Here is a 14,385-nt window from a genome sequence, read left to right as displayed (position 1 = left end):
TCTCGCTCATTCCATGTCTACGGCTTCACCAGCGCTGTAGAGCACCTTGGCCGGGCCATACTCCTCGGCTCCGGATACGGCGCTTCGCACCCAGGCAATGACGCCATCATGGCGTGAGGCCAGTTCCTTGGCCGCCTGGACCGCGCCCGCCTCGGTATCGAAACGTCGCGGTTCGCCGGCCGGATAGAGCGTACCGGCGTCGTCCTTGTCGAAAACCGTCACGATGATCAATTGCTGGGGGGCCATATGTCCATCTCCTGCGAAGCTTCTCCTTAACGGGCGATGCGCGATGTTTGTTCCGCCGTGGCCTCCGGCGCCGCCGACAGGCGCTGAACTCTTTGCTGGTCCTCCGCGCTGCAAAGGGAACATTATTGCGCCAGCTTCGTTTCAGGAGCGGTCAAAAGAGAGGCGGATTGTCGCCAGTTCGAGGGGTTCGATGGAGTATCGGAACGATGTGGGATCAGGCGTTCCTGACCCGCGACAAGGCTCGAGCGAAGCCTTGAGACGCAGCGAAGAACAATTCCGGATATTGGTGCAAGGCGTTACCGACTATGCCATCTACATGCTGGATACGTCCGGGCATGTATCGAGCTGGAACATTGGTGCGGAACGCATCAAGGGCTACAAGCAGCACGAGATTATCGGTCAGCATTTCTCGCGATTCTACACTGAAGAGGACCTGAATGAAGGTCTGCCCGATATCGCGCTGGCCACGGCGTTCCGGACGGGGCGATACGAGAAGGAAGGTTGGCGGGTTCGCAAGGACGGAACACGGTTCTGGGCCAATGTGATTATCGATGCCGTCAGGAACGATGATGGCGAACTCATCGGCTTTGCCAAGGTGACGCGCGACGTGACGGAACGGATGAACGCGCAAAAGGAACTTGCCAAGGCGCGGGAAGCGCTGTTCCAGTCGCAGAAGATGGAAGCCATCGGCCAGCTGACCGGGGGCGTAGCGCATGATTTCAACAATCTTCTCATGGCGGTTCTCGGGAGCCTCGAACTCTTGCGCAAGCGCATCTCGGCCGATCCCCGCGCGTTGGACCTGCTGGACAATGCGGTGGAGGCCGCCCAGCGCGGCTCGTCGCTGACCCAGCGCATGCTGGCCTTCGCGCGGCGGCAGGATCTCGACCTGCAGACTGTCGACCTGCCTGGCCTCGTCGACAACGTTGCCGATCTCCTCGAACGGTCGATCGGGCCGGCCATCACGATCGACATGCGGTTTCCGGCGCGACTTCCCAACGTCACGGCCGACCCGAACCAGTTGGAGCTTGCGCTTCTCAATCTTGCGGTCAACGCCCGCGACGCCATGCCGAACGGCGGTAAGATCGTCATTTCGGCGCGTGAGGCGACGGTGGCAGGCGGCGATCCGGACATGGCTGCCGGGCGCTACGCTTGCCTTTCCATCAGTGACGAGGGCGAAGGCATGGACAAGGAGACGCTGGATCGCGCCATCGAGCCTTTTTATACGACGAAAGGCGTCGGCAAGGGCACGGGTCTCGGATTGCCGATGGTGCATGGCATAATGAAACAATCGGGCGGCCAGCTGGTCTTGCGCAGCGAGCCGCAGAAAGGCACGACGGCAGAACTCTGGCTGCCGGTGGCGCAGGAGCAGGAAATCACGGCGCCGGTTCGCGCCATGGAGGTCCAGGCCACTCCTGAGAAGCGGGCGCTGAAAGTTCTTGCGGTCGATGATGACGCGCTCGTACTGATGAACACCGTGGCCATGCTCGAGGAACTCGGCCATGAGGTGATCGAGGCATCTTCCGGCCAGGATGCGCTCGGGCTGCTGGAGCAGAACCCGGATATCGACCTCGTCGTCACCGATCAGGCGATGCCGCGCATGACCGGCACCCAGCTTCTCGGCCATATCAAGGAGAGGTCGCCCTCGCTGCCGGTCATCCTCGTCACCGGCTATTCCGAATTGCCGAAGGATTTCAGCAAGGTTCCGCTGCTTTCGAAGCCGTTCATGCTCAGCCAGTTGTCGAAGAAGCTCGCCGAAGCCCTGTCCTCGGCGGCGGCAGCGCCTGACGAAGACGCAGCGGAGGCGCCGGCATCCTAATTCGCAGGTGCCGGGGTCGGGCGGTTTTCATTGCCGCTGGGCGTCGTCGATTCCGTCTCGCCGCCGGTCGAGGTCTGCGGCGACTTCCTGGTGTCCATTTGTGGACTGGTCTCGGTCGTGGGCGTCGAGTCCTGCTGTTGCCGGGACTGGTCGCTGCAGGCGATGCAGGCCGCAAACATCGGAATGATCAGTAGATTTCGCATGTTCATCGGAAGTTCTCCGCTTCTCTGTCGCACGGTTCCATGCGGAAACCGCCGATTATGCCTGGTGGTTCCCCGAACAGCTCCGCATGAAGCGGGAACCATCCTCTTTTGCGGCCGTTTCACCGGCAATGGAGAGAAAGGAGAACAGGATGGCCGAGGCTTCGCTTCGAATTTATCGTCTCCTGCCGGTTACGACCGAGAGCGACCCCAACTGGAACTCCGCTGGCACACAGGGCGAAGTCATCGTGCGGGCGGAATCGCCCGACGATGCCAGGGCGTTAGCGGCGGAGCTGGCGTCCAGCCATCATAAGGGAGGTTCGCGCCAGGACTTCCTCGACAACGAACTCTACAACGTCATCGAAGATACGTCCCTGCGCTATCCCGCCGAGGGCAAGCGCGGCATGGTGGCGGGCACTATTCGCGCTGCTGCCTCGTCCTCCGCCGAAATCGACGAGCCATGAACCCTCTCATCGGAGCGGCCAGAAGAACATCAATGTTGGCACCGCAACGAGCACCACGATGATCGATAGCGGTAGGCCCAACCGCGGGTAATCCCCGAAAGTGTAGCCACCCGGACCCATGACCAAAGTATTGCACTGATGACCGATCGGCGTCAGGAAATCGCATCCTGCGCCGATGGCGACGGCCATGAGGAACGCCTCGGGCCTGTACCCGAGCCCGGTCGCGAAACTGGAGGCGATCGGCGCCATGACCAGCACGGTTGCCGCATTGTTGAGAAACGGCGTCACCGCCATGGCGACGACCATAATGACGCCCAGCGCCGCGAATGGAGGCAGGGAATGCGCGTAGGCGGTCAGATATTGCGAAATGAGGTCCGTGCCGCCCGACGTTCGCAGCGCATCGCTGACGGGAATGAGCGCGGCAAGCATGACCAGGATTGGACCATCGATGGCAGTGTAGAGTTCGCGCACAGGGATGGCCTTGAATGCGACCATGGCCACCGCCGCGGCGAAGAAGACGAATGAGACCGGCGCCAGGCCGAACGCCGTGACGATGATCGCGACCAGCAGGATCGACAGCGGAATGAGCCCGCGCCGCACATTGCCGAGCATGATGGTACGCTTGGCCAGCGGCAGGCAGCCGAATTCGCGCAGCAACGCCGGCAGGACGCTGTCCTTGCCCTGGAACACCACCACGTCACCCAGGCGCAGCTTTATCTCGCCGAGCCTGTCGGTGATCCTTTCGCCCTGCCGGCTCAGCGCAAGCAGATTGACCTCGTACCTGTCGAACAGCGACAGGTCGCGCGCCGAGAGGCCGATGAGCGGAGAATTGTCACCGATGACCGCCTCGATGGATTCGAGTTCGGAACCCTGCTCCTGCTCCGGTATCCGGTCGCGCGAAAGCTTGAGCTTGCCGGAATTGACGATGGCATCGAGTGCGGCGGGATCGCCTTCAAGCACCAGCACGTCACCCTGCGCAATGATCGTATCCGGCAACGGACTGGTTCGGCTCTCGCCGCGAATGATCGAGGTGATGCTTGCCCTGCCCTCTCCGGGCTTGCTGATATCGACCACCGTCTTGCCGATGGCCGAAGCGCCCTGCGGAACGGAGGCTTCCGCAACGTAATTGCTGATCTCGATGGCCTCGTCCGCCGACAGGCCTTCCCTCGAACGCATGGGAACCAGCCAGTAGAACAGGACCAGATAGACGATGCCGACCGCAGCCACCGTCGCGCCGACCGGCGTGAAGTCGAACATGGTGAAGCGCTCGCCCACCATTTCCTCGCGCACCCGGGAAACGACGATATTGGGCGAGGTGCCGATCTGGGTCATCAGGCCGCCCATCAGCGCTCCAAAGGCCATCGGCATCAGGAAGAGCGACGGCGAAACATTGGACCGGCGGGCAAACTGGAACGCGATCGGTATCATGATCGCAAGGGCGCCGATATTCTTGACGAAGGCGGAGAGGACCGTCACGACGATGACGAGCAGCGCCAATTGCCCACGAACCGCAACCAGCCGCGGCGCAAACCGCTGCACGGCCGCCTCCATCAGCCCGGAACGCGCCACGCCGGCACTCACCACAAGGGCGCTGCCGACGATGATGACGATCTCGTCGCTGAAACCGCTGAAGGCGCGGTCATAGGGGACGAGACCGAGCAGGCAGGCCACGAGGAGCGCGCACATTGCCACCACGTCGTAGCGAAAACGCCCCCAGATGAATGCCGCCATCATGAGAACGATGACGGCAAAGGCCAGAAACTGCTGCGTGGTCATGAGATTCCCCGTTTTATTCCAACGAAATCAGGAAAGCTCATATTTTGTTCCACGCGGGCCGTTCCTGACCTCACCGCTGATTCGTTTGCCGCGATGACATCATTCACGCCTGCACGGCGCAACATCTATTGAAAACGGTCAGTCGGCGAGCGACATGACGATGGTGCAAAGCCCCTTGCGCACGATGCTCTGGCTCGTCACCTGCCCCTGCTGGATGTTGAACATGGCATCGACCCGTGTGCCCTTGCCCTTCTTGCGGGCTACGACGCGCAATGTCTGCTCCCTGCCAGAGCCGGACGTTTCCTGATAGGCATCGACCGCGCCGAGCGACTTGTCGGTCCGGATGCCCGAGAAGCCTTCGGCGGCCACCGCCTGGGCCAATGTCTTCAAAGCCTGATCCGGCTTGATACCGGGGAAATCCATCGACGTCTTGAAGCTCATCGCTGTGACCATTGGAACGCCGGTGACCTTGAAATTGCTCTCGCAGGTCTGCGCCTGCGCCAAGGAAACAGGTGCTGCAAATAAAAGTGCGAGAATAAAGCGGTTATTGAACATGAGACCCCCGAGGTTAAACTTCAGAGTGTCTACTCCTCTTCCGTTCAACTTCCGATAGGCATTGGATATCTAGCAATCTGAAGTTGTGGACAAACCGCCTCACCGCCTACAGGTGTCAGGAACTTCTAACGGATTTGAAAGTCTTTTACGGCTAATCTCAGGGTGAGAACAGGTGATCAGGCAAGGCAGATGTTCACGAAAACCCGAAAGAATGGACCCGATCAGCGGCTGGAGGAGCGGAAGCGAACGCGGCTGCGGTCGGGAAAGATCATTTCGGTCGATGGACGGTTCATCGTGGAGTGCCAGTTCTATGACCTTACCGAAAATGGCGCACGCATAAGGCTCGCGCGCAAGGCCATCGTCCCCGAACAGTTCTGGCTGTTCGACGACCAGTATTGCGGCGTGCTGCTCGGCCAGTCGGTGTGGAGCGAGGGCATGGAGATCGGCATCCGTTTCATTACGCCAGCCGATGTGCCGCCCCTCGGCGAAGCGGTCCTCGAGGCGCTGTCGGGCAAATACTATTCGCTCGGCAAGCCCTAGCCGCGCGGCAGGCCCTTCATGTTCTGATTGCGGATATCGTTGGATGAGATGTAGTTGAACTGCTCGACCAGCAGGTCGCGCAGCACCGGCCTGGGGAAGCGCGTATTGACCCGCTCGATGATCGACTTCCTGACGTCGTCGAACTCCACCTTCTGCACGTCCTTGACTTCCGAATAGCGGCCATAGAACTGGCGAAAAATCTCGTCATTGATGAAGAAACTTACGGGAGCCCCCGCCGATTGATTGGCATTGCCGTCCAGGGTGTAGATCAGCTGCGAGACGATATAGCCCTGCACGGCGCCGTCGACGATGATCGGCACGCTGAATATGTCGGTCTTGCCATTGTCCAGCACGGTTTCGACCGCGGCGGGGTTGGAAGCAGACGCCGAATTGTAGCGGACGGCGAAATAGAGCGAGCCCAGCGCAACGCCGCAGACCCACAGGCCGATGACGATGATGCGGATCATGCACCGCTTCCGCTGCGGAGTTGCTCCACCGTATAGGTGCCGTCCGCCTCATGCGTTTCGAGCGCATCGCGGATGATGCCAGTCAGTTCGCTGACAGCGCGCAGGTGCAGCTTGAGCGCATCGCAATTGCGGTCCAGCTTGCGCCGCAGGCTTTCCAGCAAAGGCTGCAGGGTCTTCAATGCTCCCTGGTCGACGATTTTGGTTGCCTTGCCGAGAGCCTTGTTGAAATCGCGAAGGCCCCGGCTCTTGCTGGCGCTGATTTCCTTGAGATCGACGGTTGAACCGTCAAGCAGCAGGTCGGTTTCGTGATCGATCACGCTTTCAAGACGTTGAATTGCCGAATATACCGGCTCGAGTGCCTGGTCCAGACGCTGAATTTCGTTCGTTTTAGTATCGTTTATTGTCATAATCATTCCTTCAAATCATCAACCGGCCGGCGTTTCGTCGTCTGTCAGGGTTGAACCCGGACCAGAAAACGCTGCGGTGCCTGCTGCGCCTCCCATCATATCGAGGCTTGCCATTTGATCGCTGCGCGCCTGAAGCATCGTGGCGATGCCCACGCCGCCGCCTTCCGCCATTTCCTTGGCGATGGCCTCGGACATCATCGACTTCCAATATTCTCCGGCAATCCCCTTGCCGAAGACGCTTTCACCCTCGCTGGTGAACATTGACTGCACGAAAGTCTGAAGCATGAATGCCTCGAACTTGCGGAAGGCCGGATTGGCGGCCGGACGCGGTGCTTCGACCGCGGCAGACGCAACGGTGAATTGGGTCTGGTCCGTGCCCTCGATGCGAGCGCCCGCCAGCGCGCGCAACTTCTCCAGCGAAGCCTGATAGGCGACCGGATCGGCGGCGCGGGCCACATCGAGAATGATGTCGGACGGCGGGTTGATTGCCATCGAAGCTAACCTTTTCCTTGTTCACGGTGCCGATACTAATCGTCCAAACTTGCGGGAGGCTTGACGTTCGTCATGACGTTTTCGCCCTGCCTGCCAGGCTTGCCACATATTCGTCCATCGCAGCCGCATCCCGCATTCGCTCGCTAGCGCGCGTCTCGACGCTTACCTTTTTCTCCAGGATTTCCAATGTTCGCGACGATTGCAGCAGCGCCCGCTTCCGGTCGGCAAGGTCCGCCGTCAGCTGCGCCGACAGGCGGCCATTGCGGTCAAGACGTTCGACAATGATGGATTCGGGCACGAGGTTCCCGCCGGTTTCGAAGCGGCGCGCCTGCATTTCCCGAAGGTAGGCGTTTTCATCGTCCACCGCGGTCTGACGCGCCACCAGCTCCGCGACTTCCATCTCGCAGCGGGCTTTCGCGACGCGTTGCAGCCGGACGAGCTGTTCCCTGGATTGCGCAGCTCTCATTAGAAATTCCTGAGGTAGGAGCCGATCTCCGAGGTGAACAGGCGCAACATGTCGGGCATTGCGAAATAGAGCAGCATCAGCGCGCCAGCCAGCACGAAGGGCATCGAGATGAAATAGACCGGAATTGTCGGCGTCAGCTTGTTGATGAGCCCGACGGCGATATTCACCACGATCGCGAAGACGATAAACGGAGCGGCAATGCGTATGGTGCCGAGGAAGGCGCGCGACAGCGTGTCGGTGATACTGGTGAGCGCGGTGTCGGGCTGGAATATCCCATCGACGGGAACCGCGGAGTAAGAGGAAAGCAGAGCCCGGAACACCTCCATGTGCAGGTCCGAGATGAAGAACAGGCATAGCGCCGAAAGTGTGACGAAAGTAGCGATCGCCGCCTGTGGCTCTTCGGCCTCGACAGCGCCGCTAGGCGCACCGGAATAGCCGGCCGCCATGGCGATGACGCTGGCCATGAACTGCAGGGCCCAGAAATAGATGCGGGCCAGAACGCCGATCATGCCGCCGACGATGATCTCGATGATGATCGTCCGCATCAGCACCAGGGGCGGCATGGAGGCCGCGGGCGCGACATTTGTCATGACAAGCGGCACGATCATCAGCGAGCAGGCGAGAGCCAGGAACAAGCGGATCTGCATGGGAATGCGCGGACTGGAAATCCCCGGCATGATCAGAAGGCAGGCCCCGACGCGCGCGAAGATCAGAAGGGCCGCAACGACCATTTCGGCGAGAGGGGGCATTTCAGGAGATGGTGCCCAGCGAGCGCACTTCGACGCCTCGCGCGATCTCTACATGCGACAATACGGAGAGCGTGGTGAAAAGACGCTCGACGATCATGCGGATATAGGGCCGGGCCTCCGGCGAGGCCACCAGCACGAAGCGCTCGCCCGCATCGAGATATTTCCGGATCGCCGTGGTCGCTTCCGTACCGAATTGCTCGAGCAGGCGCGGGTCGATGTCGAACTCCATCACCTCACCCTTGGCGTCGCGCTTCAGGCTCTGGTGGAATACGAGGTCCCACCTGTTGCCGAGCCGGAGCACGGAGAGAACACCATTGTCGGACAGATCGCCGCAAATCTGCTGTGACATGCGCATGCGCACATGTTCCACGATCATCTCCGACCGGCGCACATGTGGTGCAACTTCGGCGATCGCCTCGAGGATCAGGTTCAGATTGCGGATCGATACCCGCTCCGCCAGCAGCAGCTTGAGCACGGCCTGCAGGCCGGAATAGGAGAGGTGCGCCGGGCAGATGTCGTCCAGCAGCTTGCGGTATTCCGGACCGAGGCGGTCCAGCAGCGCGCGCATATCCTTGTAGGACAGCAACTGCGCCAGATTGTTGCGCACGATCTCGCTGAGATGGGTCAGCAGCACCGAAAGATTGTCCACCGTCATGTAATTGTCGCGCTTGAGCTCGGTGATGAATGTCTCCGGCACCGAATATGCCTTCATTCCAAATGCAGGTTCCCGCACTTCCTCGCCGGGGACATGCGGCGGCGGCCGGTCGCCCGGTATGACGAGGACCTCGCCAACGCGCAGTTCGTGCGAAGCGACCACGGTGCCATGAATCTTGATGCGATAGGTCTTGGGCGGCAGCAGGAAATCGTCCGTTACCTTGATTTCCGGGACCACGAAGCCGTATTCGACCGCGAACTTCTTGCGCATCTTGTTCACCCGGTGCGCCAATTCGAGCTGCGAGGCCATGAGGCGGGTCGAGAGCTGCTTGCCGAGGCAAACCTCGATCTGCGCCGTATCGAGCGATGCGCGTACGGAGTTGCGGTCTTCCTCCTCGGCGCTCTTGCGCTTGGCCGCAAGTTCGGCTTGCTGCGCGGCTTCGGCGCGCGCCAGGCGGCGCGGTATCGATACGCCGAGTGCAGCCAGGCCGAACGCGAGCAGGAAGAACGGAAACGCCGGCAGGCCGGGCAGGATTCCGAGGACGAAGAGCAGGAGTGCCGCAACGAATAGCGCCTTCGGATAAGCGCCGAGCTGGCCGAAGACGGCCTTGTCGGTAGAGCCGCGCGTGCCGCCCTTGGAGACGAGGAGGCCGGCGGCGAGCGAGACGATCAGTGCCGGTATCTGCGTCACCAGTCCATCGCCCACCGATAGCTTGGTGAAAACGTCCGCTGCCTCGGCGACTTCCATGCCGTGGCGGGTGACACCGATGATGATGCCGCCGAAGATGTTGACGGCCGTGATGATGAGTCCGGCGATGGCATCGCCGCGAACGAATTTCGACGCACCGTCCATCGAGCCGAAGAAGGAACTTTCCTCCTCGAGTTCACGCCGGCGATGCTGCGCTTCCTTCTCGTCGATCAATCCGGACGAAAGGTCGGCGTCGATGGCCATCTGCTTGCCGGGAATGGCGTCGAGGGTGAAGCGGGCGCCGACCTCTGCGATACGCGTGGCGCCCTTGGTGATGACGAGGAAGTTCACGATGATCAGGATCGCGAACACGACCAGGCCGATGACGAAATCGCCGCCCATGACGAATTGCGAGAAACCATGAATGACCTGCCCGGCGGCGGCATAGCCTTCGTCACCATGGGTAAGGATGACGCGCGTCGTCGCGATATTGAGCGAAAGGCGCAACATCGTCGCGATCAGGAGCACCGTCGGAAAGGCAGAGAAGTCGAGCGGGCGCTGGATCCAAAGCGCCACCATCAGGATGAGCACGGAGAGCGCGATGGAGAACGCCAGGCCGATATCGAGCACCATTGGCGAGACAGGCAGAAACAGCACCGTCAGGATGATGACGATGCCCAATGCCAGCCCGACATCGCTGCCGGTCAGGTAGGCTCTTGCCCCGATTGGTTTGGCGGCTGCTTGCTGCACGGAATGCTCCTGCCCTTGTTCAGGAGGCACCATAGGAAGCGAAGCTTGCGCGAAGCCAAATCACGCCGGGACTAGAAGCCTTTTTCGATGCGTGAATAGGTCAGAAGTGTCAATGTGTTGATCTGCGAACCGACGAAAGGCGCTGTCAGCGCAAGCACGGCAAGGATGACCAGGATTTTAGGCACGAAGGTGAGCGTGATTTCCTGCACCTGCGTGAGCGCCTGGAACAGGGCAATGGCGATGCCAGCGACCATGGCGGCGCCCACGGCAGGTCCGGAGGCCACGATCACGGTCCAGATGGCCTGCGTGACGATATCGAGCGCATCGGCCTCGTTCATGTCCGTGACCTAACTGATGACTATACCGGGCGTTATCGGCACCTCGGCACCGTCCTTGAGCTTGGCGATCATGCCATCGGCATAGATGCGGACGGACTCCACGACGCCGGTGATCTTCCCGTCGAAGCTCGTCACGGTCCGCCCTATGATGCCGTCGGCTTGCGCAAGCGAGGAACTCGCCAGCAACTGGTCGAGCTTCGTGTTCATCCGCACCGCCTGCTCGACGCTCGAAAACTGCGCCAGCTGCGCCACCTGCTCGGTGGCATCCATCGGCTTCGTCGGGTCCTGGTTCTTCATCTGGGCCACGAGCAGCTTCAGGAAGGTCTGGTAATCGACGCCAGGGCCCTCGGATTTGCTGGTCGTCGTCGTATCAGGTTGCGGCGTCTGCTGCGTGCCAACCGGCGGTGTCGTGGTCATAGGCCTGCCTCCGGTCGGACATCGTGATCCGTACCGCTCTTTACGGCGAGTTCGGGTTCGCCCGACATGATTTGCGCTTCCAGGGGGTAGAGGGAACGGATCGACTTGAGTGCCTCGAATATCCGGTCCCCAAAGACGAGCTCATCGATGAATTTCAGCTCTTTCAGCATGGTCTTGTTCGAAAACGTCGCCAATAGCGACGCCAGCATGTGCTTGAACGTGGCATGCGCCTCGTCCTTGCCGGCGGGATTGAGCAGCATGATCTGTGCGGCGAAATAGAGCTGCCGCAGCGGTGTCGTCGTCTGTTCGGGCTGCAGGACATGATTTTCCAGGAGGAAACTCACATCGTTCATGAACTCCAGCGCGACCTTGCGGTCGGCCCGCAGGACGGCGCCATTGACGTAAAGCTTCTCGCCGGCTCGCAACGAAATTTTCATGGGTCTAGATCCCGTCGCGTATGGTGCGGGTGATGTCGATGATACTGTCGTAATCCGTAGAACGCTCCTGCCGGATCGCTTCGAGTTCCTTCAGGATGAAGATGCCTATCGAAATCAGCGAAGCGCGCAATTCAGGCGGCAATTGATTGGCGGCGTCGCCGAGATCCTCGATGACCAGCATCCACAGCTTCACCGTGAAGTGCACCGCCTCAATGCCCTTGTAGGAATAGCCCCCCTCGTCCCGCGCCGCTTCGAGCATCGCAATGGACTGGTCGAAAAGAAAGCGCTCGCGCTCCCTTGCGGTCGCTACGCTATCATTGATGACATCGTCATATCGGGCTTGGTACATAAGACTTTCGAAGCGGCGTGCGCATCGCCTTCCTCTATTTCAGATAGTTGAGCAGGCTCAGGCTCTGGATCTTCACGGTCAACGCGTAGGACGCATCGATCTGCGTGCGGAGCGCCTCCACCCTGTTGGCGGCCTCATATGGATCGACGGCTTCCAGGTCGAGCACCGAACTGTTCAGGACGTTGATCTGCACCGTGAGCCGGTCCGTGGCGCTCTTCGTCCGCGCCTGTGCCGTTCCCAGCGAGGACTGGGCGCTCGACAGGGTCGTGTTGGCGACTGTCGTCGTTTCGATAGCCGTGTCGATCACCGCGTCGAACGCGCCCTGCGCAAGGCCGATATTGCCGAATTCGGCCACCATCGTGTAGCTCATCATCAGCTTGCGGAAGCCCTGGTCGTTCGCTCCCACCGATGTGACAGCGAGTTCTGTAGGTGCAATCCTGCTCCTGACCATCGTGTCGGAAGCGGATGACCAATTGTCCGACCAGGAAGCATCGTCGAACTCCGCCGCAAATGCGGTATCGAGATAGGCCTTCATCTCGGCGCCGTCGATATTGGCGACCTGCGGATCGGTGACGGGAAAACCGAAATGATCCTCGAAGGACTGGAGCACCGCGACCCTGGCGGCGCTGCCTGCGGCGTCGTAGTCCGCCATGGGCTTCACATCGGTATTGACCCCGGCGAAAACATATTCGCCGTTGAAATTCGTATTGATCAGCGATGTCGCGGCCTGCTGCATGCCTTTCGCCGTCGAGACGAGGATGTCATGACCCTGGCTGGAGCCGCGCATGGCGACGATCGAGCCGAGAAAATCCTGCGCGCCCTTGACCGCATTGGTCAATGCTCCCTGCGATGTGGTCATGCGCTGCATGAGAAGCTGGTTCGAATCCGTCAGGACCGAGAGCCGATCATGCTCCTTGCGCAGCGAAATGGATTGCCCCGTACGGCTGCCAAGGGCAAGACCCGTATCGGCGACAAGGCCGGTGGTCGCCTCGGTTTGCGCCTTGACCAGATCGGCCTGCGCCCGGGCGATGATGCTGCGGGTCGAGTTGGCGAGAACGTAGGAGGAGATCGATTGTGTCTTCATCTTAGGACGCCGCCTGGAAGAGTTCTTTGAACATCGCATCGACTGTCGACAATATCCTTGCCGACGCCTGGTAGGAGTGCTCGAGATCGAGCAATGACTGCAGTTCGCTGTCTATGTTCACGCCGCCCATATTGGAGATGGCGTCGGTGGCGCGTGTCGCCAGCACCTTGTCATATTCATGCGTCTGGGTAGCCGTCTGCCGCTTCGCCTCGATCGAACTCAGCGACGCAGCGGCGAAATCCAGAATACTGCGATTGTCGCCCGCACCGGCCGTTTCGTCGAAGGCCCTCGGAGTGCCGATTGCGGTAATCAGGTTCTGCAACCTGTCGGAATAGCCGGCCGAACCATCCGGATTTTTCACATAGGCCGGGTTGGCAGGGTCCGTACCGCCATCGCGCAGCAGTGCCGGATTGCCGCCTTCGGAAACGATATAGGCGGAGGCAACCTTTATGCTGCCGGCAATGCCTGGCGACAGCACGCCGTCCACCGGCATCGCTGGCGCGCCGCCATAGGTAAAGAGGCCGGGTATCGTCGGCACGCCCGGACCCGATTCCGCAAACATGCTCACGAGGCCCCGCGCGATCTCGTCGAGCTGGCTCTGATATTGCGGCGCCGTCTGGTCCCGCAGTTGCAGCAACCCGCTCAGCCTGCCCGTGCCGAATGGCTGGTCGAACGTGCCATGGGTCAGCGGCACGCCATCCACATAGACCTGATTGCCGGAAGTACCGGGCGCGAATGCACTGGTCGCGACGAAACTCACCGTCCGGGGCGACTTTTCGAACAGGGTGACGCCGTTTTCCGCGAAGATCACGACGTCATTGTCGCCACGTTTCAGGGTGGTGATCCCGATCTCGCCCGAAAGCTGCTTCAGCAAGCCATCGCGTTCATCGAGATCGTCGGAGACGTCCTTGCCGGCGCGTGTGCCATTGATGACACGATTGTTCACCTCCTCGAACTTGGCGAGGAGCGAGTTGATATCGTTCACGGAATTGGCGATGTCGGCATCGGCGTCGAGCCGAAGCTTCTGCGTCTCCTGCGTCCCCCTGTTCAGGGCATCGGCGAGCGACACCGCCTTTGATACTGCGGATTCCCCCAGCGACGTATTGCTGGGCTGCGAGGCGTAGATCTGCAGCGAGTCCCGAAGATCGCCGAGAAGCGCGCGGGGCGAGCCCGCGTTGTTATTGGCCGAGTAGATGCCGGAGAGGCGGTCAAGTCCGGCCTTCAATGTTTCGGATGTTCCAAGCTGCCCGTTGGTTTCGATATATTTGGACAGGAGGGCTTCGTCCGCCGAGCGCGTGATCGACAGATAGGTGAGCCCGCCCGCCCCGCTGGCGACCGAACCTATCCGCCTCGAGAAATTGGGATCATTCGCCCCTGCAATGTTGCGAGACACCAGCGCGGTCTGCTTCGACACAGTATTGAGCGAGCTCTGAGCTGTGAGAAGTGCCGAGGTAAGCGACATGCCCTTTGTCCAATCAGCTTTTGAAGTT

The 14,385-nt window shown here is 60.7% G+C and carries 19 protein-coding genes; 3 read left to right on the top strand and 16 right to left on the bottom strand.

The window, feature by feature from the left end; translation table 11 throughout:
• Nucleotides 1-6 precede the first annotated feature (6 nt).
• Nucleotides 7-246: a hypothetical protein gene (locus M8997_RS00690; protein ID WP_250018458.1), complete on the bottom strand. Its 240-nt coding sequence runs from the start codon at nt 244-246 to the stop codon at nt 7-9.
• A 253-nt stretch (nt 247-499) separates the two neighbouring features.
• Between M8997_RS00690 and M8997_RS00685 the strand changes: the two genes are divergently transcribed.
• The gene (locus tag M8997_RS00685) at nt 500-2,062 is read left to right on the top strand and encodes a PAS domain-containing sensor histidine kinase (RefSeq protein ID WP_305884364.1); all 1,563 of its coding nucleotides are present in this window, start codon (nt 500-502) and stop codon (nt 2,060-2,062) included.
• Here the strand turns inward: M8997_RS00685 and M8997_RS00680 are convergent.
• Nucleotides 2,059-2,271 carry a hypothetical protein gene (locus M8997_RS00680; protein ID WP_250018456.1) on the bottom strand — a complete coding sequence of 71 codons (213 nt, stop codon included), beginning with the start codon at nt 2,269-2,271 and terminating at the stop codon, nt 2,059-2,061. The genes M8997_RS00685 and M8997_RS00680 overlap by 4 nt on opposite strands.
• Before the next feature lie 143 nt (nt 2,272-2,414).
• Between M8997_RS00680 and M8997_RS00675 the strand changes: the two genes are divergently transcribed.
• Nucleotides 2,415-2,726 carry a hypothetical protein gene (locus M8997_RS00675; protein WP_250018455.1) on the top strand — a complete coding sequence of 104 codons (312 nt, stop codon included), beginning with the start codon at nt 2,415-2,417 and terminating at the stop codon, nt 2,724-2,726.
• Nucleotides 2,727-2,732: 6 nt separating this feature from the next.
• Here M8997_RS00675 and M8997_RS00670 read toward each other — a convergent pair whose 3' ends face one another.
• Both M8997_RS00670 and M8997_RS00665 read right to left on the bottom strand, forming a co-directional pair.
• On the bottom strand, nt 2,733-4,502 hold the full coding sequence (locus tag M8997_RS00670) for an SLC13 family permease (protein WP_250018454.1): 1,770 nt from the start codon (nt 4,500-4,502) through the stop codon (nt 2,733-2,735).
• A 138-nt stretch (nt 4,503-4,640) separates the two neighbouring features.
• Nucleotides 4,641-5,057 (bottom strand): hypothetical protein, encoded by a 417-nt coding sequence (locus M8997_RS00665; protein WP_250018453.1) that lies wholly within the window; start codon nt 5,055-5,057, stop codon nt 4,641-4,643.
• Between the two features lie 189 nt (nt 5,058-5,246).
• On the opposite strand from M8997_RS00665, the gene M8997_RS00660 reads away from it, so the two are divergent.
• A complete protein-coding gene (locus tag M8997_RS00660) occupies nt 5,247-5,597 on the top strand; it encodes a PilZ domain-containing protein (protein WP_250018452.1) in 351 nt (116 codons plus the stop codon).
• Here the strand turns inward: M8997_RS00660 and M8997_RS00655 are convergent.
• From M8997_RS00655 to flgK, 12 genes are all read right to left on the bottom strand, one after another.
• Nucleotides 5,594-6,064, bottom strand: coding sequence for a hypothetical protein (locus M8997_RS00655; protein WP_250018451.1), 471 nt, complete (start codon nt 6,062-6,064; stop codon nt 5,594-5,596). The genes M8997_RS00660 and M8997_RS00655 overlap by 4 nt on opposite strands.
• A complete protein-coding gene (locus M8997_RS00650; protein WP_250018450.1) occupies nt 6,061-6,471 on the bottom strand; it encodes a flagellar protein FlgN in 411 nt (136 codons plus the stop codon). The genes M8997_RS00655 and M8997_RS00650 overlap by 4 nt, the downstream gene beginning before the upstream one ends.
• Before the next feature lie 18 nt (nt 6,472-6,489).
• Nucleotides 6,490-6,963: a rod-binding protein gene (locus M8997_RS00645; RefSeq protein WP_371929467.1), complete on the bottom strand. Its 474-nt coding sequence runs from the start codon at nt 6,961-6,963 to the stop codon at nt 6,490-6,492.
• Between the two features lie 70 nt (nt 6,964-7,033).
• On the bottom strand, nt 7,034-7,429 hold the full coding sequence (locus M8997_RS00640; protein WP_250018449.1) for a hypothetical protein: 396 nt from the start codon (nt 7,427-7,429) through the stop codon (nt 7,034-7,036).
• Nucleotides 7,429-8,178, bottom strand: coding sequence for a flagellar biosynthetic protein FliR (fliR, locus tag M8997_RS00635; RefSeq protein WP_250018448.1), 750 nt, complete (start codon nt 8,176-8,178; stop codon nt 7,429-7,431). The genes M8997_RS00640 and fliR overlap by 1 nt, the downstream gene beginning before the upstream one ends.
• 1 nt (nt 8,179) lies before the next feature.
• Complete coding sequence (gene flhA / locus M8997_RS00630; protein WP_250018447.1) at nt 8,180-10,303, bottom strand: flagellar biosynthesis protein FlhA; 2,124 nt, start codon at nt 10,301-10,303, stop codon at nt 8,180-8,182.
• A gap of 38 nt (nt 10,304-10,341) precedes the next feature.
• Nucleotides 10,342-10,608, bottom strand: a complete 267-nt coding sequence (locus M8997_RS00625) for a flagellar biosynthetic protein FliQ (RefSeq protein WP_250018446.1) — start codon at nt 10,606-10,608, stop codon at nt 10,342-10,344.
• A gap of 9 nt (nt 10,609-10,617) precedes the next feature.
• A complete protein-coding gene (gene flgD, locus M8997_RS00620; protein ID WP_250018445.1) occupies nt 10,618-11,025 on the bottom strand; it encodes a flagellar hook assembly protein FlgD in 408 nt (135 codons plus the stop codon).
• Nucleotides 11,022-11,462, bottom strand: a complete 441-nt coding sequence (flbT, locus tag M8997_RS00615; RefSeq protein ID WP_250018444.1) for a flagellar biosynthesis repressor FlbT — start codon at nt 11,460-11,462, stop codon at nt 11,022-11,024. Before flbT ends, flgD begins: the two co-directional genes overlap by 4 nt.
• 4 nt (nt 11,463-11,466) lie before the next feature.
• Nucleotides 11,467-11,811 (bottom strand): flagellar biosynthesis regulator FlaF, encoded by a 345-nt coding sequence (gene flaF, locus M8997_RS00610; protein WP_250018443.1) that lies wholly within the window; start codon nt 11,809-11,811, stop codon nt 11,467-11,469.
• Between the two features lie 34 nt (nt 11,812-11,845).
• Nucleotides 11,846-12,895, bottom strand: a complete 1,050-nt coding sequence (locus M8997_RS00605; RefSeq protein ID WP_250018442.1) for a flagellar hook-associated family protein — start codon at nt 12,893-12,895, stop codon at nt 11,846-11,848.
• Nucleotide 12,896: 1 nt separating this feature from the next.
• A complete protein-coding gene (gene flgK, locus M8997_RS00600; protein ID WP_250018441.1) occupies nt 12,897-14,357 on the bottom strand; it encodes a flagellar hook-associated protein FlgK in 1,461 nt (486 codons plus the stop codon).
• Between the last annotated feature and the right edge of the window lie 28 nt (nt 14,358-14,385).

The sequence above is a fragment of the Phyllobacterium sp. 21LDTY02-6 genome (assembly GCF_023554255.2).
Classification (GTDB): Bacteria; Pseudomonadota; Alphaproteobacteria; order Rhizobiales; family Rhizobiaceae; genus Phyllobacterium.
The sequence above is the reverse complement of the archived record's forward strand: the minus strand, read 5'-3'. Positions and strand labels throughout refer to the sequence as shown.